Consider the following 20,660-nt stretch of genomic DNA (forward strand, 5'->3'; position numbering starts at 1 on the left):
GCGGGCATGCACGCGGACCGGAATGTTCCGCGGAACGGTGTGAGACCGGGCGCCCGCAGATCGAAGGGGGACAGACAGGCGATGGCTGTTTCACCAGCGCTCCGAGCCGAGCGCTCGCGTATCCATGACGAACTCCTCGCCGAGCACACCCTCATGCGCCGGGGCGCCGCCCTGGTCACCGCGTCGTTCTCGGCGCTCGCGGACGGCAGGCCCGTCGACGTACGGACGCTGGTCGCCACCACCCGGTGGCTGATCGAGTTCGTCCACGGCCAGCGCGCGAGCGAGGCCGAACTGCTCTGGCCGGTGCTGCGCGGACTCTTCCCCGGGCCCGTCGCCGAGCTGGCCGGCATGGTCGCCGAGCGCGAGGCGCTCGACGTCGAACTGCACACCCTGGCCCGCGCGGTCGACACGATCGCGGCCCGCGAGGTGACCGGCGGGCGTGGCGAGGTCCTGGTGGTCGTCGGCGAGGCGGCGATGACGGGGCTGCCCTCCGCCCTCCGCGTCCAGTCGATCCTGAACCGGAACCTCGACGAGGAGGAGCCGCTCCTGCTGGACCTCTTCCCCCGGGTGCCGGACCGCGATGTCGCCCGGCTGCGGGGCGCGATCGTCCACGGAGCCCCGCGCACGGGGCCGCATCTCGTGTTCGGCCTGCTGGAGGACCCCGACCGGGTCCCCGGGCACACGGCGCTGCTGGGGAATTTCCCGGCGTCGGTGCGCTGGCTGCGCCGGGTGTTCCTGACGCGGTACCGCTCCACCAAGCGGGCCCTCGGAGTTCCTGCTCTGTGACCACCCGCACAGAGGCGCGCACTCACCTCTTCCCAGGTGTCCGTGCGAGGGTGATCCTGGCCTTGTTGCCCGTGCGGTTGATACGGGATACTTCTACAGCGCTGTAGATGTTGCGGCGACACGGCGGCAGGACGGCCGCGGACGTTCCCGGGAGAGAGCAGACCTGATGTTCGGCTTGAGCGAACTGGCCGTGATCCTCATCATCATCGCCGTGGTGGTCGGGGTGAAGAAACTCCCCGAGCTGGCCCGCTCCGCGGGCAAGGCCGCCCGCATCCTCAAGAGCGAGACGAAAGCGCTCAAGGAGGAGGGAAAGGCAGCTGACGCCGCCGGCGCCGCGGCGGGCGCCACACAACAGGACGAGTCCCCGGGCGGGCCCCGGAACGACGGCCAGGACGGCTCGCAGGGCGGTCGCCGTATCGTCACCGGCACCATCGTCGAGCCGAACGAACCTCCGAAGCACCCCGAGGAGCCCTCGAAGCGCCTCTGAAGCGGCCTCCGCCCCTCGCGGGAGCCGTCAAGAGCCCGTCAAAAGGCGTTAAGCATCGTCAAGAGCCCCGGAAGGGCCCGGCCCGGCGGCCGGGGGAGCCCCCTGCCCGGCATGCTCCTGTGCGCGGCGGCCCCGTTCCGCCTGAGACCTCTCCCTGGAGGGAGCCCCTAGACTGAGCCGTTGGGCTCGGACGAGGGGGGATCGGGCACGGGACGAAGACGCGGATCGGGCACGGGACGAAGACACGGACCGGGCGCGCGACGGAGACGCGGGTGGACGGCCCGCGTGGGACAGGAGAGCGATCGTGACGGCAGGTGTCGGCGGCTTCGGTGATCCTTCCGCCGAGGTGCTGGCGGACGCCGCCGCCGCGTTCGGGCTGCTGGCCTCGTCGGCGCGGCTGCACATCGTATGGGTGCTGGCGCAGGGCGAGAGCGATGTCACCGGGCTCGCCGAGCGGGTCGGCGGCGCGCTGCCCGCCGTCAGCCAGCACCTCACCAAGCTGAAGCTCGCCGGTCTCGTACGGTCGCGCAGGGAGGGCCGGCGGCAGGTCTACTTCGTCGACGACCCCGATGTCGTCACCGTCGTGCGGCTGATGGTCGGGCAGCTCACCGACCGGGCGGCGCTCGCGCCGGGGCCGCGGCGCATCAGCGACGTCGGCGCCTGAGAGCGCCTGAGAACTCCCATGTCCGAGTCCGTGGTGCCGGGGCCCGCCGCCTGGGGCGCCCCGGCGGTCACGGACCCGGCCGGGCACCGGGACCCGGAGGGCCGGACGGCCCCGCCCACCTCGCTCCAGGTGCTGCGCGGGCTCGGCAGCGGGCCGCGCGGACTGACCGAGGCCGAGGCCGAGGAGCGGCTGATCCGGTACGGCGAGAACGCCGTGCCCGAGTGGAGCACGCCGTCCTGGCCGCGCCTCTTCGTACGGAGCCTGCGGGACCCGTTCACGGCCGTGCTGCTCTGCCTCGGTCTGGTCTCCGCGACGGTCGCCGCCTGGGGCACCGCCCTCGTGATCCTCTTGCTCGTCGCCGTGAGCTGTCTGCTGCGCTCCTCCGGCGAGCACCGCGCCGACCGCTCCATGGCCGCGCTGCGGGACCTGGTGGCCACGACGGCCACCGTACTGCGACGCACCGACAACGCGACCAACGCGACCGGCGCGGACAGCCCGCGGCCGGTGCCCCGGGAGATCCCCGTCGACCAGCTCGTACCCGGCGATGTCATCCGCCTCGGTCCCGGTGACCTGGTGCCCGCCGATGTACGGCTGCTGCGGGCCAGCGGCCTGACCGTCCATCAGGCGCCGCTGACGGGGGAGTCCGCCCCGGTCGCCAAGTACGCGGTGGACGCGCCCGGGAAGCACCCGGGGATGTTCGGGGGGCACCTGGGGGTGTTCGGGGAGCCGCAACTCTGCTTCCAGGGCAGCAGCGTGGCCTCCGGGAGCGGTACGGCCGTCGTCGTCGCGACCGGTGGCCGTACCCGGTGGGGCGCGGCGCGCAGCCGCCCGGGACGGCGCCCCGCCAGCGCCTTCGACCGCTCGGTGCACGGGATCTCCTGGGTGCTGATCCGGTTCATGCTGCTGACCCCGCCGCTGGTCCTGATGGCCAACGCCGCGCTGCGTGGCCGGGGTCTGGAGACGCTGCCGTTCGCCGTCGCGGTGGCGGTCGGGCTGACACCGGAGATGCTGCCGGTCATCGTCACCACGGCGCTCGCCCGGGGTGCGTCGCTCCTCGCGCGCGACCACAGCGTCATCGTCAAGCGGCTGCCCGCGCTGCACGACCTGGGCGCCGTCGACGTCCTGTTCCTCGACAAGACGGGCACCCTCACCCAGGACCGCCCGGTTCTCGACCGGGCGACGGACCCCCGGGGCGCCCCTGACCCGGAGGTACTGCACTGGGCCGCCGTCAACGCCTGGTGGACGCTGCAACTGGCCGATCTGCCCGCCCCCGACGCGCTCGACGAGGCGATCCTGGACGCCGCGGAGATGCCGGGGGAGGACAGCGGCGAGGGCGGTCCCGCGGGGTACGGCGAGGGCGGTCCCGCGGGGTACGAGGGGGTCGCGGCCCTGCCGTTCGATCCCGTACGCCGGCTCTCCACCGCGGTCGTCAGGCGGCCGGGGCGCCTGGGCACCCACACCCTCGTCGTCAAGGGCGCCGTCGCCGACGTACTCCAGCGGTGTGTGCTCGACGACGACGAGCGCGCGCGGCTCACCGCCCTCGCCGCCCGCGAGGCGGACCGCGGGCTGCGGCTGCTGGCGGTCGCCACCGCCGACCGGCCGGCCCGGCGCCGTGACTACACGCCGGCCGACGAACGCGGCCTCGACTTCCGCGGGTTCGTGGCGCTCCGCGACGCGCTCGCCCCGACGGCCGCCGACGCGCTGGAGGTCTTCGCGGCCCGCGGCGTCACGGTCAAGATCCTCACGGGCGACCACCCGGGAACGGCGGTACGCGCCTGTCAGGACCTCGGGGTCCCGCTGGGGCCGCCCGGCGAGGTGGTCACCGCCGACCACGTCGACGCCCTCACCGACGCCGAACTCGCCGAGGTCGCCCGGCGCACCACCGTCTTCGCGCGCTGCACGCCCGAGCACAAGGCCCGTATCGTCGCCGCCGTACGCGCCGACGGCCACACCACCGGCTTCCTCGGCGACGGCGTCAACGACCTGCCCGCCCTGCACGCCGCCGACGTGGGGATATGCCCGCGCGACGCCGTCGACGTCGTGCGCGAGTGCAGCGATGTCGTCCTGGCGAAGAAGGACCTCACCGCGATCGACCACGCGATCAGCGCCGGGCGCCACTCCAGCGGCAACATCGCGACCTATCTGCGGATCACGCTCTCCTCGAACCTCGGCAACGTCATCGCGATGCTCGTCGCGGGCCTGCTGCTGCCCTTCCTGCCGATGCTCCCGGCGCAGGTCCTCGTGCAGAACCTCTGCTTCGACGCGGCGCAGCTCGCCTTCGCGTACGACCGGCCGGGGCCCGAGGCGCTGCGCAGGCCGACGGAGCTGCGGTCCCGCGCGTTCCTCCGGTTCATCACCGGCTTCGGGCTGATCAACGCCACCGCCGACCTGGCGACGTTCGCGGTGCTCGCGCTCGCCCTGCGCACGGCGGTGGACGAGAGCAGCCAGGCGTCCTTCCACGCGGGGTGGTTCACGGAGAACCTGCTCACCCAGGCGCTGGTGATGCTTCTGCTGCGGACGAGCGTGCGGAGCGGGGGAGGGGGCCGGGGCGCGCCGGGTCCCGTCCGCTGGGCCGCCGCCGGGCTCGCCGCGACCGGGCTGCTGCTGCCGCTCTCGCCGCTCGGCCCGGCCCTCGGGATGCCGCCGCTGCCCGCGCTGTACTACCTCCTGCTCGCCGCGGTCCTCGCGCTGTACGCGGTGGGGCTGACGGTGGCGAGGGGACGCCACGAGCGGCGTCATGAGGGTCGTCCCGGTCAGCCGTAGGAGAGGTTCGAGCAGGGGTCGTCGTCGGCGGAACGGGCGTCGTCGGCCACGGCGGACGGTACGGAGCTTGAACCCGGTGCGGACGCGGAGGTTCCGGTCCCGTCGCCGCTCCCGTCGCCGGTCCCGTCGGCCGGGGCGTCCGCGTACGACGTGCCGAGGACGACATCGATGCCCGAGGTGGTGGACACGGGCGTGACCGCCGCCCCCGGGAAGAGCCGCGCGACGGTCCTGGCCCGGTCCTCCAGGCCGGCGCCGTACTCGATCACCGTGGTGGTGTGGTCCTGGCTGCTCGCGGTCGCGGTGCCGGTGACGGTGAAGTCGTGGTCCGTGAGCGTACGGGAGGCCTGCGCGGCCAGCCCGGTGACGGTGGTGCCGTTGTAGACGGCGACGCTGATGCCGCCGCCGGAGACCTCACCGGTGGCGCTCGGCGAGGGGGAGGCCGAGGGGGAGGCGGTGACCTCCTTGGTCCCTCCGCCCTTCGTGCCGCCGGCGTCCTTGCCGCTGGCGTCCTTGCCGTCGACCGTACGGTCGGCCTTGAGCGCCGCCCACAGTTCGGAGGCGTCCGGCTCGACGATCGCGACGCGCGCGCCCTCGTACCGCCAGGGGATGGTGACGAACTTGGTGTTGTGCAGGTCGATGTCCTTGAGCGACATCATGAAGCTGATCAGTTTGTCGGCCGAGCCGAGGCCCGGGTCGACGGTCATGGACCGGGTCGCGGCGTTCGCGAGCGGCAGCAGCTTGGTGGGGGTGAGGCCGTCGCTCTTCACCTTCTTGAGCAGGGCGGCGACGAAGGCCTGTTGGCGCTTGATGCGGCCGATGTCGGAGCCGTCGCCTATGCCGTGCCGGATCCGCACGTAGTCCAGCGCCTGCTGTCCGGAGACGGTCTGGGCGCCCCGGGTGAAGAGGCGCTTGCCACGGGTGGTGCGGTCGGGGCTGAGATCCTGCTGGTAGATGTCCTGCGGCAGACACACCTGGACCCCGCCGACGACCTCGGTCAGCTTCGCGAACCCCTTGAAGTCGACGGCGACGGTGTGATCGACCCGCAGCCCGGTGAGGTGCTCGACGGTGTTCTGGGTGCAGGCGGGGTTGCCCTTGGCGCTCTGCCCCACGGAGAACGCCGCGTTGAACATGGTGTTGACCTGGTTCTTCGTCCATGTGCCGTCGGGCAGTTGGCAGGGCGGGATGTCGAGGAGCGTGTCGCGCGGTACGGAGACGGCGACCGCGTGCTTCTGGTCGGCGTAGATGTGCAGCAGGAACGCGGTGTCGGAGCGGCCGATGTCGTCCTTGTCGCCGCCGCCCAGCGAGCGGTTCCCCTCCGTGCGCGCGTCCGAGCCGATGACCAGGACGTTCTGGCCCTTGGAGGTGGACGCGGGCCGGTTGTCGGAGAGGCCGCCCGCGCTGAAGGTCCTGATGTTCCCGCCGAGTTCGAGGTAGACCCAGCCGGCTCCGGCGGAGGCGAGTACCAGCAGGGACAGGGCTATGACGAACGAGGTGCGCAGTCTTCCGCCCGGCTTGCGCCGCCGGGCGCGGGTGGGGGCGGCACGGCTGCTGCCGTGCGGGGATGCCGTGTGCCGGCGGCTGCCTGCCATATGTGCGCCCTCATCATCCTCTGGCCGGCCTCTTGGTTGTACAGTTGCGCAATGTAGCAACTTTAGTGAGAGGTGCGGGCCCCGGGTGTGCGAGTGACGCGGGGTGCCGACCGGTACGGGATCGGACGAGAGGAAGGCGGGGCGGAATGTTGCGCAACGGTCTGGAGCCTTGGCACCTGCTCATCGTGGCCATCGTGATCATCGTCGTGTTCGGCTCGAAGAAGCTGCCGGACACCGCGCGGGCCGTGGGCAAGTCCCTGCGCATCCTCAAGAGCGAGACGAAGGCGATGAAGGAGGAGGGCGGCACGGGAGTGGACGGTGCTGTCGCCTCGCCCGTCACGCCTTCCGCCCCCTCCTCCCCGTCCCCCTCTTCTTCCTCTTCCTCCCCTGCCTCTCCTTCTTCCTCCGTCTCCCCTTCCTCCCCTGCCTCTTCGGGTCGCTGAGGGGCCGACCGGCCCCGTCAGGCCTTCAGCCCCGTCGGGTCTTCAGGGGCTGGCCAGGTCGAAGCCGTACCGCAGGGGCTCGCCCTGTACGCGCGGATCGCGCCGGTAGACGAAGAGCGCGTCCACCTGTGCGCCGCCCGAGGGGCCGTCGAGTTCGCAGGGGTACGTCACCTGCACCACGGACGGCCGGTCGGCGACCCGCATCCGTACCCCGTTCGCGGGTCCTCCGTCGAGGACCGCGATCTCCCATTCCGTTCTGCCGCGATCATTCATGCCAACACTTTAAAGGTTGCGCAATCTTTGAACCATGGGGCACGGGGTGCGCTCCGGAGCACGCGGAGGAGCGTACGTACGCCGGACGGCACGCGCGCCGAAGCGCGCGTATGCCGGAGGGCGGCCGCCGGTGCCGGTGGCCGCCCTCCGAAGTGTTCCGCATCCTGTCGCCGGGAGCTACAGGGTCCGCTCCAGCCGCTCCGCCATCAGCTTGATGAAGCGTGACGGATCGGCGAGTTCGCCGCCGTCCGCGAGGAGCGCCATCCCGTGGACCAGTTCGGCCGCCTCGGCGAGACCGGAGTCCGAAGGCGAATCGGCGTGGGCCTTGCGCAGGCCGGCGACCAGCGGGTGCGTCGGGTTGAGTTCGAGGATCCGCTTGATGCGCGGCACGTCCTGGCCCATGGCGCGGTACATGTTCTCCAGCGCCGGGGTCACGTCGAAGGTGTCCCCGACGATGCAGGCGGGCGACACCGTGAGCCGCGAGGAGAGCCGTACCTCCTTCACCTGCTCGCTCAGCTGCGAGGACATCCAGGTCAGCAGCGCGGCGAAGTCCTGCTGCCGCTTCTCGCGCTCGGCCTCGACCTCCTTCTTCTCCTCCTCGGTGTCGAGGTCGACCTCGCCCTTGGCGATCGACTGCAGCGGCTTGCCGTCGAACTCGGGGACGGACTGGACCCACACCTCGTCGACGGGGTCGGTGAGGAGCAGCACTTCGAATCCCTTGGCGCGCAGCGCCTCCATGTGCGGCGAGTTCTCGATCGCCGTACGGGACTCGCCCGTCATGTAGAAGATGTGCTGCTGCCCCTCCTTCATGCGCTCCACGTACTGCTTGAGGGTGGTCACCCCGTCCTCATCGTCGGTGGAGTGGGTCGAGGCGAACGACGAGACACCGAGAATGGCGTCGCGGTTCTCGAAGTCGCTGAGCAGCCCCTCCTTGAGGACCCGGCCGAATTCCTTCCAGAACGTCGCGTAGGACTCCGGACGGTCGGCCATCATCTCCTTCACCGTCGACAGCACCTTCTTGACCAGGCGCCGGTGCATCAGCTGGATCTGCCGGTCCTGCTGGAGGATCTCGCGCGACACATTGAGCGAGAGGTCCTGGGCGTCGACCACACCCTTGACGAAACGCAGATAATCGGGCATCAGCGCTTCACAGTTGTCCATGATGAAGACGCGCTTCACATAGAGCTGAACTCCGCGCTTGCTCCCCTGGGTGAACAGGTCCTGCGGTGCGTGCGAAGGGAGGAAGAGCAGCGCCTGGTATTCGAACGTGCCTTCCGCCTGCATGCGGATGGTTTCGAGCGGGTCGGTCCAGTCGTGGCTGACGTGCTTGTACAGCTCGCTGTACTCCTCGTCGGTCACCTCGCTCCTGGAGCGGGCCCACAGCGCCTTCATCGAGTTGATCGTCTCGGGCTCGGGCGTCGCGTCGGAGGCGTCGGAGGCGGCAGAGGTGTCAGCGGCGTCCGAGGCGGCAGCGGCGTCGGCGCCTTCGGAGCCGGTCGTGTCGGCCGCGTCGGCGGTGGCCGGCTTCGCCTCGGCGGCCATGCGGATCGGCCAGGTGATGAAGTCCGAGTACCGCTTGACGATCTCCTTGATCTTCCACGCGGACGTGTAGTCGAAGAGCTGGTCCTCGGAGTCCTCCGGCTTCAGCCGCAGCGTGACCGCCGTGCCGCGCGGCGCCTCGTCGACCGTGTCGACCGTGTACGTGCCCTCACCCGTGGACTGCCAGCGCGTCCCCTTGCTCTCGCCCGCGCGCCGGGTCAGCAGGGTGACCTCGTCGGCCACCATGAAGCTGGAGTAGAAGCCGACGCCGAACTGGCCGATGAGTTCCTCGGAGGCCGCCGCGTCCTGCGCCTCCTTCGCTTCCTTCAGCTCCTTCAGGAACTTCGCCGTACCGGAATTCGCGATGGTGCCGATGAGCTCCACGACGTCGTCATGCGACATTCCGATGCCGTTGTCACGTACAGTCAGCGTGCGCTGTTCCTTGTCGACCTCGATGTCGATATGAAGGTCGGACACGTCTTCTTGGAGTTCGTTACGGAGGACTTCCAGTCGCAATTTGTCCAGCGCGTCGGAGGCGTTGGAGACCAGCTCGCGAAGAAATACATCCTTGTTCGAGTAGATCGAATGGATCATCATCTGGAGGAGCTGGCGTGCTTCCACCTGAAACTCGAACGTCTCGGTCGTCATATCCAAGGATTCCTTTCCTCGCTCAATTCGGCAGCGTCAATACCGTCGATACGCGGAGCCGTATTACGTGGAGCCGCCCTCCATCGTATCCAGGCCGTGCCCGCGCCGACCGGCGATCCGCGCAGCGCGTAAGAGAGCCGTCAAGTCCGTGGCCGACGCCGTATGGACACCGTCAACGGATGACAGAAGCCCCGAATGAGGAGGTTTCCTCAGGACGTCCGTTCCCCTCGTACCTCACCCGTACCGAACCTCATTCAGGAGCTCACGATGGCCGATCTGGCCTTCGTCGTCACCACGGTCGCGGTCTTCGCGCTGGTGGCCCTCGTCGCCAAGGGGGTGACGAAGCTGTGACCGCCGAGAACGTCGTCGGCCTGGTCGTGGCCGTCGCCCTGCTGGGATATCTCGTCCTCGCCCTGCTGTTCCCGGAGAGGTTCTGAGCCCCGTCATGAGTTCTGTCCTCGCCGGTGCGCTCCAGCTGCTCGCGCTGATCGTGGCGCTGGGGCTGGCGTACCGCCCGCTCGGCGACCACATGGCCCGCGTCTACTCCCCGGACCCCTCCGCCGGCCGGGGGACCGTACGGCATCTGCGGGTCGAGAAGTGGATCTACCGGGCCATCGGTGCCAACCCCGACACCGAGATGCGCTGGACCGCCTATCTGCGCGGTGTCCTCGCCTTCTCGGCGGTGAGCGTCCTCTTCCTCTACCTGCTCCAGCGCGTCCAGGGTGGACTGCCCGGCTCGCTCGGCTTCTCCTCGATCGACCCGGACCAGGCGTTCAACACGGCCGCGTCGTTCGTCTCGAACACCAACTGGCAGTCGTACTACGGCGAGCAGTCCGTGGGCCCGGTCGTCCAGACCGGCGGGCTCGCCGTGCAGAACTTCCTCTCCGCCGCTGTCGGCATGGCCGTGGCGGTGGCGCTCGTACGGGGCTTCGCCCGCTCCCGTACCGGCGAACTGGGCAACTTCTGGGCCGACCTGGTGCGGGGCACCGTACGGATCCTGCTGCCGATCTCCGTCGTCGGCGCCGTCGTCCTCGTCGCCTGCGGCGCGATCCAGAACTTCGCCGGCATCCACGAGGTCGGCCAGTTCCTCGGCGGACCGCAGCAGTGGAACGGCGGTGCGGTCGCCTCCCAGGAGGCCATCAAGGAACTGGGGACCAATGGCGGCGGCTACTTCAACGCCAACTCCGCGCACCCCTTCGAGAACCCCAACGGGATCTCCAACCTCTTCGAGATCTTCCTCATCCTGCTCATCCCGTTCGCGATGACCCGGACCTTCGGCAGGATGGCCGGTTCCGTCAAGCAGGGGTACGCGATCCTCGCCACGATGGTGGTGATCTGGATCGGCTTCACCACACTGATGATGTGGACCGAGTTCCACCACGGCGCGCCCGCGTTCGACATCGCGGGTGGTGCGCTGGAGGGCAAGGAGACCCGGTTCGGGGTCGGCGGCTCGTCGATCTTCGCGGTCGCCACCACCCTCACCTCGACCGGCGCGGTCAACGCCTTCCTCTCCTCCTTCACCGGATTCGGCGGCGGGATCGCACTGCTGGGCATGCAGCTCGGCGAGGTCGCGCCCGGCGGGGTCGGTTCCGGTCTGTACGGGATCCTGATCATGGCCGTCATCGCGGTGTTCCTCGCCGGTCTGATGGTCGGACGTACGCCCGAGTACCTGGGCAAGAAGATCGGCACCCGCGAGATCAAGTTCGCCGCCTGCTACATCCTCGTCACCCCGGCGCTGGTGCTCTGCTTCACGGCCGTCGCGATGGCGCTGCCCACCCCGGTCCACTCGCTGACCAACTCGGGGCCGCACGGCTTCTCCGAGATCCTGTACGCGTACACCTCGGCCGGAAACAACAACGGCTCGGCCTTCGCCGGGCTCAACGCGGACACCCAGTGGTTCAACACGAGCCTCGGCATCGTGATGCTGCTCGGCCGCTTCGTCCCGATGGTCTTCGTCCTCGCGCTGGCGGGATCGCTGGCCGAGCAGCGGCCGATCCCCTCGACGGCGGGCACCCTGCGTACGGACAAACCCCTGTTCACGGGCCTGCTCGCGGGCACGATCCTGATCGTCACCGGGCTGACCTACTTCCCCGCGCTGGCGCTGGGGCCGCTGGCCGAGGGGCTGGCGTCATGACCATGCGTACGCGTACGAAGAAGCAAGAGGACACGATGTCCACTCCCACCCCCACCTCCACTCCGGCCCGCGCGCCGCACAGCGACCTCTCCACCGGACGGGTCGGCGTCGGGTTCTTCGACCCCGGGCAACTGCTCAGGTCTCTCCCGGACGCGCTCAGGAAGCTCGATCCACGGGTGATGATCAAATCCCCGGTGATGTTCGTGGTCGAGGCCGGCTCGGTCCTGACGACGGCGCTGGCGATCCTGGACCCGGGCGACTGGTTCGGCTGGGCGATCACGGTGTGGCTCTGGCTGACCGTGGTCTTCGCCAATCTGGCGGAGGCGGTCGCCGAGGGCCGTGGCAAGGCGCAGGCCGACACATTGCGCCGGGCCAAGACGGACACGGTCGCGCGCCGGCTCACCGGCAGCGGTCCCGGCGCGGGCGAGAGGCCGGGCGCGGCCGAGGAACGGGTCCCCGGCACGGAACTGCGCATCGGCGACCGGGTCGTCTGCGAGGCGGGCGACATCATCCCCGGCGACGGCGATGTGACCGAGGGCGTCGCCTCCGTGGACGAGTCCGCGATCACCGGCGAGTCGGCCCCCGTCATCCGCGAGTCGGGCGGCGACCGCTCGGCCGTCACCGGCGGTACGAAGGTGCTCTCCGACCGGATCGTCGTCCGGATCACGACCAGGCCCGGCGAGACGTTCATCGACCGGATGATCGCCCTGGTCGAAGGCGCGGCCCGGCAGAAGACCCCCAACGAGATCGCGCTGAACATCCTCCTCGCGTCCCTCACGATCGTCTTCCTGCTGGCAGTGGTCACCCTCCAGCCGTTCGCCACGTACGCCCACGCCGAGCAGTCGATGATCGTACTGACGGCGCTGCTGGTCTGCCTGATCCCGACGACCATCGGCGCCCTGCTCTCCGCGATCGGCATCGCCGGGATGGACCGCCTCGTCCAGCGCAATGTGCTGGCCATGTCGGGGCGGGCGGTGGAGGCGGCGGGTGACGTGTCGACGCTGCTGCTCGACAAGACCGGCACGATCACGCTCGGCAACCGGCAGGCCGCCGAGCTGGTCCCCGTACGCGGCACGGACCCGGCGGAGCTGGCCGACGCGGCCCAGCTCTCCTCCCTGGCCGACGAGACGCCCGAGGGCCGCTCCGTCGTCGTCCTCGCCAAGGAGCGGTACGGGCTGCGCGAGCGCCACCAGGGCGAACTGGCCGGCGCCACCTGGATCGCCTTCACGGCAGGGACCCGGATGTCGGGCGTCGACATCACGGAGGACGGCGCCGCGCGCAAGGTACGCAAGGGCGCGGCCGGTTCGGTGACCGCCTGGGTCACCGAGCGCGGCGGCCAGGTCTCCGGGGACACCCGCGAACTGACCGACGCGATCTCCCAGGCGGGCGGCACGCCGCTGCTCGTGGCCGTCGAGGACGGCGCGGGCGCGCGGGTGCTGGGCGTCATCCACCTCAAGGACGTCGTCAAGGACGGCATGCGCGAGCGCTTCGACGAACTGCGCCGCATGGGCATCAGGACCGTCATGATCACCGGGGACAACCCGCTGACCGCGAAGGCGATCGCGGACGAGGCGGGCGTGGACGACTTCCTCGCGGAGGCCACCCCCGAGGACAAGATGGCCCTGATCAAGCGGGAACAGGCGGGCGGCAAGCTCGTCGCGATGACGGGCGACGGCACGAACGACGCGCCCGCGCTCGCCCAGGCGGACGTCGGCGTGGCCATGAACACCGGCACCTCGGCCGCCAAGGAGGCCGGGAACATGGTGGACCTGGACTCGAACCCGACCAAGCTGATCGAGATCGTGGAGATCGGCAAGCAGCTCCTGATCACGCGGGGCGCGCTGACGACGTTCTCCATCGCCAACGACGTCGCGAAGTACTTCGCGATCATCCCGGCGATGTTCGCGGTCGTCTACCCGGGCCTGGACAAGCTCAACATCATGCGCTTGTCGTCCCCCGAGTCGGCGATCCTCTCGGCGGTCGTCTTCAACGCGCTGATCATCATCGCGCTCGTACCGCTGGCGCTGCGGGGCGTACGGTACCGGCCGACCAGCGCGGACCGGATGCTCCGGCGCAACCTCGGGATCTACGGCCTCGGCGGCCTCGTCGCGCCCTTCATCGGCATCAAGATCATCGACCTGCTCATCTCCCTCGTCCCCGGGATCGGCTGACCGTCATGAACATCTCCGTACGCAACACCGCGCGCCTGCTGTGGGCCGGGCTGCGCGCCCTGCTCGTCCTGACCGTGGTCTGCGGGGTGCTCTACCCACTGGCCGTCACCGGCGTCGCCCAGGGCCTCTTCCCCCACCGGGCCAACGGCTCGGAGATCACCTCCGGCGGCAAGGTGGTCGGCTCGGAACTGATCGGCCAGAGCTACCTCCTGCCGAAGAAGAACCCCTCCGACGCCTCGGAACAGCCCCGCCCGGACCTGCGATGGTTCCAGCCGCGCCCGTCCCGGGGCCTGGGTACCAACACCGTCAACACCCAGTACGAGTTGCTGCTCTCGGGCGCGACGAACCGTTCCGGTGACAACAAGGAACTGATCGACTGGGTCACGGCCGCCAAGGCCGCCGTCATCAAGGACGACTCCACCCCGGGCCACCCGGTCACCCCCGACGCCGTCCCCCCGGACGCGGTCACCTCCTCGGGCTCGGGCCTCGACCCCGACATCTCCCCGGAGTACGCCCGCCTCCAGATCAACCGCGTCGCGGAACGCAACCACCTTCCCGCCGACCGGGTACGCGCCCTGGTGGACGCCCACACGACGGGGCGGACGCTGGGCTTCATCGGGGAGCCGCGCGTCAACGTCCTGCGACTCAATATCGCCCTGAAGTCGTTGACCGAGGGGAGCGGGTGACGCCGCTTGCCACCGTACGGGAGGGTACGTACGGGTCCGTGTACGTGAGGGAAGGGCGACCCGTGAAGACCGTGACGTACCCCGAGTTTTGCGCGCGCCATGACGAGCTGCTCGACTCCGTCAATGACGACGGCGAAGAAGTGGTCGTCACCCGGGTCGGACATGACGCCGTCGTCATCGTCTCTCTCGCAGAGTACGAGTCCCTGAAAGAGACCGTGTACCTGTTGCGAAGTCCCGCCAACGCCGGGCGCCTGCTCGCCTCCATCGACGAGCTGGAGAGCGGCGGCGGTACGGTGCGTGAAGTGACGCCGGACGAGCAGAGCCGCGCGTGAAGATCTACCGCTCAAGCACGGGTTCCCTGAGGCCGCCCGAGCGCGGGGCGCGGGGCCGCTACCGTGCCCCGGCCCCGCGCCAGTCGGCTAAGAGTGCCGGTTCCGATCGGAAGCCGTCATGAACTCCCTCGGAGTCAACACGCGGGTGACGATGCGTGTGTCCCCGATCCAGCCGTAGAAGCCCTGGCCGAAGCGCTCGTCGAACTGGGTGGCGCCGATGACGAAGGGCTTGCCGAGCGTGGCGATGCCGGTCGACGGCTGGGTGGGGTTACGGGCGATCTTGGAGCCGTCCACGTACATCACGGTGCGCCGGCCGTCGTTGACGACGGCGATGTGCATCCAGCGGCCCACGGGGACGGCATGGCTCCAGGATGTCGGGTCGGCGTTCTGCCGGTGCGGGTAGACCACGAACTGGAGGAAGCGCTCGGGGGAGAGGTTGAGGCTGCAGGTGGGCTCGTCGGGGGACCAGCCGGTGGTCTTGCCCGCGTCGCTGTTACGGCCCTCCCAGCTCAGGATGCCCATCCAGGCGTGGTCGCCCTCGAAGGGCTCCGGAAGCCTGATGAAGGTCTCCAGGGTGTAGCCGGAGGTGAACTTCTCGGAGTTCAGCGGGGCCCGCGCGGATGTGGTCAGAACGGCGCCCCGGTCCGGGTTCTTGCCCCCGTCGAAGCGGAGGCTGGCGTGGCCCGGCTGACCCCGGTGGTGGTCGTCCGACCAGGTGAGCGCCCCGGGGCCGCTGTCGTGCAGACGAGCGGCGGTGAGGTCGTTGCCGTGGCCCGACAGATCCCGGATGACCGTGCCCGTACCGACGGGGCTGCCCGCGCTGCCCGCCCCGCCTGACCCGCCCGCCGCGGCGACGCCGGACGCGTCGAAGCGCCAGTACGCCACGGTGCCGCGCGGCATGACGGCCTCGGCGGGGCGCGGTCGGGGCGGCACGATCGGGGAGAAGCCCGCGAAGCGGCGTTCGAAGTCGATGTCCAGGGTGAACCGGTCGACCGGGCCGGTCAGTTCGACGGTCTCGGCCTCCAGTGGCGTCCGTTCGGCAGGGTCCCGGGCGAGAAGCCACGGGGAGAACGTCTCCACGTCGATCACATTGCGCGCGAGATCGAAGCCGTAGTGGCGGATCATCCCGGCGCCGCCGTAGTAGCGGTCCTGGTAGTTGGTGATCTGGATGTGGACATCGTTGTCGGAGTCGTTGGTCAGGACCGTACGGCCGGGCGGCCAGTAGTGGCCGCCGAGGGCCAGGAAGATCTGGTCGTTGCCGCGGACGAGGCCGTCCCACAGGCGCCTGCCGTTGTCCGAGAGCTGCGCGGCGCCCTCGTCGTCGGCCCACGCCAGGTCATGGGTGGTGAGCACGGTCGGCAGCGTGGGGTGCGCGTCCAGTACGCCCTGGGCCCAGCGCATTCCGTTCTGCGAGACCCGCCAGTCCAGGGCGAGGATCAGCCACCGGCGCCCGGCCGCCCGGATCACATGGCAGCTATTGTACCCGTCGGGCGAGGCCCCGCCGAACGTCGGCATGCCCGCGAAGCGTCGCGGCCCGAAGCTCTTCAGATAGGCACTGTCGCCCCGCTGGTCGTCGGTACCGGAGTTGATGTCGTGATTCCCGGCGAGCACGGAGTAGGGGACCTTGCCGTGAAGGGTCCGGAACGTGTCGGCGGCCAGCCTGATCTCGTCCTCGGTGCCGTGCTCGGTGACGTCACCGAGATGCGTCATGAACGCGATGTTCCCCCTCCCGCGCTCCGAGACCAGATGGCGGAAGCTCGCCCGGAGCGGCTCCGGGTCCGCACTGTCGGCGTCGAAGAGGTACTGCGTGTCCGGCAGTACGGCGATACCGAAGCGCGGGCTCGCCTCGTCGAACCGGCTGCCTCCGGTCGACCCGGCAGCCGTGGCCGCCGCGGGGGCGGCGGCCTGCGCGGACCCGGCGCCCAGCACCGGGACGGCCGCACCGGCGGCCGGAATCGCGACGGCCGCCTGCAACACGGCACGTCTGCCGGGGCTGTTGCGCTCTGGTGCACTCATGCGTACTCCTGTGAAGGAACGGGAGGGACCAGACCGAACTGTGGTGAACCACCGTGGCCGTGCGGCGGCGCGGAGCTGAACAGTTGCCGATACGTGGCACGCGGGCGGGAGTTGGGGCCAGGGCGTGTCTGTTGATTCGGTCGTCCGGTCAGCGTTCCACCCAGTCCGGTGTCCACACGTCGTGCGGGGTTCGCGGGCCTGCGGTGCGCAGATGGTCGCGTAGCGCGGTCAGCACGGGGTGCTGGTCTCCGCTGCGGAACAGCAGCATGTGCGAGTAGACCGGGGTCGGGTCGTGCAACGGGATGCGCCGTAGGTCGTGGGTCTGCGGCCACAGGTACCGGTCACGTGCAGACGGCGGGCGGCGGCGATGTGCGCGGTGACCTCCGGCGGGTCGCTCAGGGCGTGGGCGGCCACGGCTTGCATGGGCGCGGCCGGGCCCCGTTCGCAGCGGCTTGCCGCAGGGCCTGTTCCAGCAGTTCGGGGTCGGGAATGCCGCCGGCCTCGGCCGGGATGGGTACGGAGATGACGCGACGGCCCAGCAGGGCGGCCTGGGCCGCGTAGGAGACCCACGAGGGGCAGGGCAGCACCACGTCACCGCCGATCGCGGCCAGCAGGGCGAAGAGCAGAGGCTTGCTGCCCGGGGCGAAGAGGATCTGGCCCGGTTCGGTGGACAGGCCGCGTCCGGTGAACCAGCCCGCAGCGGCGGCCCGGGCCTGTGGTGAGCCGGCAACCGGGCCGTACCCGTTGCGCAGGTGGGCGTCGGCGAGGACCTCGGCCAGGCCCGGGGCTATGGGCAACCCGTCCGATGGAAACGGCCTCTTGCCCCTGCCTCCACGTGCCGATGTCATGGCTGTCGAACGTGACCCCGGGGGGCGATGTGGAGGCAGGTGGCTATCGGCGGCGGCAAGGGCCGCCGAGTCTTCGAAGTGATCTTCGCGCTGTTCCGGATCGGCGCGCCTGCTTAACGCTCCGGATGTGATCGCGGATCGGACCGGCCCTCTTTCATGCGCAGGATCAAGGTGACCGCGTCCTCCGGGCGGGTTCCGGGAGTCAGGACCTCCTGCAGCAGGAGGCCGCGTATCGCGGCAACGGTGATGGCGGCCACATTCCGCGCCTCCTCCGTGCCGAGCCCTTCGCGTTCCGCGAGTGAGGACAGCATCACGGTGAGGTCGCCGATCGACTCCACGAACTCACGGAATCTCTCAGGTTCGTACGCGGCCAGTCCGACGACGTGGAAGAAGCCCCGGACACGCGACAGCTGTTCCGGCCGGGTGTACGTACGCCAGATCGCCGCGACGAAATCGTCGAAGGTGCCCTGCTGGGCTGCTCGCAGAAGCGTCTCGTTGTCACGGGACCGCTGCGCCGTGAGCATGGCGGCGAGGGTGCCCGAGAGCGACCCGAAGTGGTAGCGCAGCAGGGCGTGGCTGGTCTCGGTCCGGGCGGCGATCTCACGGAGCGACATCTCCGGCGGGGGAAGGGCCTCTCCGAAGGCGTCGAGAAGCCGTGCCAGGAGCCGCTCGACCGGCGCGCTGCCCTTGTGGTCTGAAGTTGACAGAATCACTCCTATGGTTTTTCCATTGGAAAAAAATGATAGGCGATCCCGTGCTGCTTCGCACACGGTCGCAGTCAGCTCGCAACGGCGGAGGGCCAACCTTGGGACCTGCTCAGGCAGTCGCGCGGCATCCGTCGATGGATCGGGGCGCGATCCCGGCAACCTCGACATCACTGTCGAGAACGGCCGCATACCCCAGCCCGGTTGCCTCCAGCGCGGCGCGCAGGCAAACCCCGTTCTGCGGAACGGCAACCTCCCCGAAGACGCGGAACCGCTCTCGACCCCGCCTACGCCGTCCTCGTCATCCAGGCCGGCCCAACCGTGAAGGACTTCAGATGAGCACCATGTGGCAGGGCTGCCTCGCCCACACCGACTACTTCGAGATGCGCTCCAGCGGTGGGCACGACTACGGCATCTGGGTCACCACCCCACCGAACTACGACCCTGCCGCGGCGCAAGCACCTGTCGTGTACGTCCTCGACGGCAACTGGACCGTGGGCCTGACCGCCCCGCTCATCGTCACTCAACTGGACCCCTTGCAGCCGATCCAGCCCTATGTCCAAGTCAGCGTGGGCTACGCGGGTGAGGAAGCGGAGCACTGGGAGCGGCTGCGCAACCGTGACCTGGTGCCCCCCGGCGAACCCATCGCGAAGGAGTTCATCGACGCAGTGGAGTCGACGGTCGAAGCAGGCACGATGACGCGCGAACAAGCCGACGCCTACATCGCTGAACTGAACGACAGTCGCGCGGACATGTTCCTGAACTTCCTCACCGACGACCTGCACCCGCGGATCGAACGCGACTACGGCACCGCCCCGAGCGGGCACGGCCTCTTCGGCTACTCCTACGGCGGACTCTTCAGCCTCTACGCCTGGCTCACCAACAGTACCTTCTTCGAGAGCATCGGCGCGGGCAGCCCCGGCATCGTCAACGGTGAGAGCCAAGTCTTCGCTCGTCTTCGAGAGATGGGCGACACCCTGCCCGCCACCAAGCTCCACCTGACACTCAACGACAAAGAAGTCCTCGGAGACCTGGCGGTCTATCAGAGTCTCTCGAAGAACGCGGCCTCGTTCCTCCACCACCTCACCGCGCGCAACGGCTCCGTCACCAGCGCACTCATGCGCGAAACGCACGTGACCGGGCTGCAGGCATCGTTCCTCAGCTACCTCAGGACCTGCCGCGGCCAATAGCTGCCTGCTCGCAGCCGTCGTCAAGAGCCAGGAGGCGCGCCGCCTCCACAGAGCCGGGAGCCAGTGGTGTCAGCTCCAGGCCGGCGACCGCTAAACGATGACCAGGTGCTCCAGCGCGACGTTCGACCACGATCGCCAGAGCCGTCGCAGCCGCCTGGAGCCGCTTGTCGTCCGACAGCGCGTCGCAGGCAGTCCACAGTCCGGCCGAGCCGAGCCCTGCGTGCCCGTACTCGGCGGCGATGCTGCGGAACGCTGACGACGGCTGGAGCGGGGCATCACCGTGCTCGGATCCCCCAACAGCACCCACATCGCCGCCATCTTCATCTGGTCAGCGAGATGATCCGAAGGAAATGCCCCCTAGGGCTGCGCGGCGGCGGCCTGTCGCCCGACCAGTTCGTAGGAACGTACGCGGTCGGCGAGCGCGTACACGGGCGTGACCAGCATCAGTTCGTCCGCGCCGGTCGCCTCGGCCAGCTCCGTCAGGCGGCCCGCGACCGTCTCGGGTGTGCCGACGGCCTGTTGCGCCCGGAACGCCCGCAAGGCGTGGCGCTCCTGCGGCGTGAACGCGTGCGCCGCCGCGTCGGCGGGGGTGGGGAAGGGAACGTCGCTCACCCCTTGCATCAGTCCCGCCTTCACCACGTTCATCGGCCCGCCCAGCCGTTCGGCCTCCTCCCGCGTCTCCGCGCACACCGTCTCCACACAGACCAGCACCCGGGGCTCCGCACACCAGCGGGAGGGGGTGAAGTCCGCGCGGTAGCGCTCCAGCGCGGACAGCGTGTGGCCGGGACGGATGTGGTGGGCGACCGCGATCGGCAGGCCCAGTTCGGCGGCGAGCGCGCCGCCGGCGGTGCTGGAGGCGAGCAGCCATGGTTCGGGGAGCGGGCCGAGCGCCATCTCCTCCACCAGCAGACGCAGCGTCGAAGCCACCTCGGCCCGGTACTCGGCGTCGGTGATCGGGCCGGCCCCCCGGCGCAGCGCCCGCGCCACCGTCTCGTCCAGCACCCCGGGGCCCCGGCCGATCCCCAGGTCGATGCGGTCGGGATGGAGCGCGGCCAGCGTGCCGAACTGCTCCGCCAGCATGAGCGGCGTGTGGTTGGGCGCCATGACCCCTCCCGAGCCGAGGCGGATCGACGAGGTCGACGCGGCCGTGTGCGCGGTGAGCACGACCGGCGGGAAGGCGCCGATCGCGGGGGAGTGGTGGTGTTCGGCGTACCAGAGTCTGCGGTAACCGAGGCGATCGAGGTGTCCGGCGAAGGCGGCGGTGTCGCGCAGGGTGGCCGCGGGGTCGGCGCCGGCCTGGACCATCGCGACTTCCAGTGCGGAGAGAGGCACATTGATCACGCGGTCAGCATAGGAAGCAAAGCCCCACCGTCATCGGTACGTTGAC

At 70.0% G+C, this 20,660-nt stretch carries 19 protein-coding genes and 1 pseudogene; 12 read left to right on the plus strand and 8 right to left on the minus strand.

Annotation, left to right across the window (positions count from 1 at the left end; genetic code table 11):
- The first annotated feature begins 81 nt into the window (after positions 1–81).
- From ACFXKG_RS09170 to mgtA, 4 genes are all read left to right on the plus strand, one after another.
- Positions 82–786: a hemerythrin domain-containing protein gene (locus tag ACFXKG_RS09170; protein ID WP_384834719.1), complete on the plus strand. Its 705-nt coding sequence runs from the start codon at positions 82–84 to the stop codon at positions 784–786.
- Positions 787–952: 166 nt separating this feature from the next.
- Positions 953–1,273, plus strand: coding sequence for a twin-arginine translocase TatA/TatE family subunit (locus ACFXKG_RS09175; RefSeq protein ID WP_384834722.1), 321 nt, complete (start codon positions 953–955; stop codon positions 1,271–1,273).
- Positions 1,274–1,577: 304 nt separating this feature from the next.
- Entirely contained in the window at positions 1,578–1,937 is a 360-nt protein-coding gene (locus tag ACFXKG_RS09180) for a metalloregulator ArsR/SmtB family transcription factor (RefSeq protein ID WP_329824143.1), read from the plus strand.
- Positions 1,938–1,955: 18 nt separating this feature from the next.
- Positions 1,956–4,700, plus strand: a complete 2,745-nt coding sequence (gene mgtA, locus ACFXKG_RS09185; RefSeq protein ID WP_384834726.1) for a magnesium-translocating P-type ATPase — start codon at positions 1,956–1,958, stop codon at positions 4,698–4,700.
- Here mgtA and ACFXKG_RS09190 read toward each other — a convergent pair.
- Positions 4,691–6,289 (minus strand): LCP family protein, encoded by a 1,599-nt coding sequence (locus ACFXKG_RS09190; protein ID WP_384834729.1) that lies wholly within the window; start codon positions 6,287–6,289, stop codon positions 4,691–4,693. The two genes, mgtA and ACFXKG_RS09190, sit on opposite strands and share 10 nt — an antisense overlap.
- Positions 6,290–6,435: 146 nt before the next feature.
- On the opposite strand from ACFXKG_RS09190, the gene tatA reads away from it, so the two are divergent.
- Positions 6,436–6,732: a Sec-independent protein translocase subunit TatA gene (tatA, locus tag ACFXKG_RS09195; protein ID WP_384834732.1), complete on the plus strand. Its 297-nt coding sequence runs from the start codon at positions 6,436–6,438 to the stop codon at positions 6,730–6,732.
- A 42-nt stretch (positions 6,733–6,774) separates the two neighbouring features.
- Here tatA and ACFXKG_RS09200 read toward each other — a convergent pair whose 3' ends face one another.
- Positions 6,775–7,005, minus strand: coding sequence for a hypothetical protein (locus ACFXKG_RS09200; RefSeq protein ID WP_382894294.1), 231 nt, complete (start codon positions 7,003–7,005; stop codon positions 6,775–6,777).
- Between the two features lie 177 nt (positions 7,006–7,182).
- Positions 7,183–9,192 carry a molecular chaperone HtpG gene (gene htpG, locus ACFXKG_RS09205; RefSeq protein ID WP_384834735.1) on the minus strand — a complete coding sequence of 670 codons (2,010 nt, stop codon included), beginning with the start codon at positions 9,190–9,192 and terminating at the stop codon, positions 7,183–7,185.
- Between the two features lie 195 nt (positions 9,193–9,387).
- Here htpG and ACFXKG_RS09210 point away from each other — a divergent pair, with 195 nt between their 5' ends.
- The 6 genes from ACFXKG_RS09210 (at position 9,388) to ACFXKG_RS09235 (ending at position 14,515) form a co-directional block, all read left to right on the plus strand.
- Positions 9,388–9,543, plus strand: coding sequence for a hypothetical protein (locus tag ACFXKG_RS09210; RefSeq protein WP_384834738.1), 156 nt, complete (start codon positions 9,388–9,390; stop codon positions 9,541–9,543).
- Complete coding sequence (gene kdpF, locus ACFXKG_RS09215) at positions 9,540–9,629, plus strand: K(+)-transporting ATPase subunit F (RefSeq protein ID WP_037817630.1); 90 nt, start codon at positions 9,540–9,542, stop codon at positions 9,627–9,629. The genes ACFXKG_RS09210 and kdpF overlap by 4 nt, the downstream gene beginning before the upstream one ends.
- Before the next feature lie 8 nt (positions 9,630–9,637).
- Complete coding sequence (gene kdpA, locus ACFXKG_RS09220) at positions 9,638–11,326, plus strand: potassium-transporting ATPase subunit KdpA (RefSeq protein WP_384834742.1); 1,689 nt, start codon at positions 9,638–9,640, stop codon at positions 11,324–11,326.
- A gap of 2 nt (positions 11,327–11,328) precedes the next feature.
- Positions 11,329–13,497, plus strand: a complete 2,169-nt coding sequence (gene kdpB / locus ACFXKG_RS09225; protein ID WP_384835268.1) for a potassium-transporting ATPase subunit KdpB — start codon at positions 11,329–11,331, stop codon at positions 13,495–13,497.
- Between the two features lie 5 nt (positions 13,498–13,502).
- Positions 13,503–14,183 carry a potassium-transporting ATPase subunit C gene (locus tag ACFXKG_RS09230; RefSeq protein ID WP_384834745.1) on the plus strand — a complete coding sequence of 227 codons (681 nt, stop codon included), beginning with the start codon at positions 13,503–13,505 and terminating at the stop codon, positions 14,181–14,183.
- Between the two features lie 62 nt (positions 14,184–14,245).
- Positions 14,246–14,515, plus strand: a complete 270-nt coding sequence (locus ACFXKG_RS09235; RefSeq protein ID WP_384834748.1) for a type II toxin-antitoxin system Phd/YefM family antitoxin — start codon at positions 14,246–14,248, stop codon at positions 14,513–14,515.
- A gap of 87 nt (positions 14,516–14,602) precedes the next feature.
- Here the strand turns inward: ACFXKG_RS09235 and ACFXKG_RS09240 are convergent, their stop codons facing one another.
- The 4 genes and pseudogenes from ACFXKG_RS09240 to ACFXKG_RS09255 all read right to left on the minus strand — a co-directional run bounded on the left by ACFXKG_RS09240 (position 14,603) and on the right by ACFXKG_RS09255 (position 18,098).
- The gene (locus tag ACFXKG_RS09240; protein ID WP_384834751.1) at positions 14,603–16,531 is read right to left on the minus strand and encodes a LamG-like jellyroll fold domain-containing protein; all 1,929 of its coding nucleotides are present in this window, start codon (positions 16,529–16,531) and stop codon (positions 14,603–14,605) included.
- A gap of 148 nt (positions 16,532–16,679) precedes the next feature.
- Positions 16,680–16,874: pseudogene (locus ACFXKG_RS09245) on the minus strand (LysR family transcriptional regulator); the annotation flags it as partial.
- A 52-nt stretch (positions 16,875–16,926) separates the two neighbouring features.
- Entirely contained in the window at positions 16,927–17,328 is a 402-nt protein-coding gene (locus ACFXKG_RS09250) for an aminotransferase class I/II-fold pyridoxal phosphate-dependent enzyme (RefSeq protein WP_384834754.1), read from the minus strand.
- A 164-nt stretch (positions 17,329–17,492) separates the two neighbouring features.
- Complete coding sequence (locus ACFXKG_RS09255) at positions 17,493–18,098, minus strand: TetR/AcrR family transcriptional regulator (protein ID WP_384835270.1); 606 nt, start codon at positions 18,096–18,098, stop codon at positions 17,493–17,495.
- A 320-nt stretch (positions 18,099–18,418) separates the two neighbouring features.
- Between ACFXKG_RS09255 and ACFXKG_RS09260 the strand changes: the two genes are divergently transcribed.
- Complete coding sequence (locus ACFXKG_RS09260) at positions 18,419–19,273, plus strand: alpha/beta hydrolase (RefSeq protein WP_384834757.1); 855 nt, start codon at positions 18,419–18,421, stop codon at positions 19,271–19,273.
- Between the two features lie 357 nt (positions 19,274–19,630).
- On the opposite strand, the gene ACFXKG_RS09265 is transcribed toward ACFXKG_RS09260, so the two are convergent.
- Positions 19,631–20,614 carry an LLM class flavin-dependent oxidoreductase gene (locus tag ACFXKG_RS09265; protein ID WP_384834760.1) on the minus strand — a complete coding sequence of 328 codons (984 nt, stop codon included), beginning with the start codon at positions 20,612–20,614 and terminating at the stop codon, positions 19,631–19,633.
- Positions 20,615–20,660 lie beyond the last annotated feature (46 nt).

Source organism: Streptomyces sp. NPDC059255 (genome assembly GCF_042752355.1).
Taxonomy (GTDB): domain Bacteria; phylum Actinomycetota; class Actinomycetes; order Streptomycetales; family Streptomycetaceae; genus Streptomyces.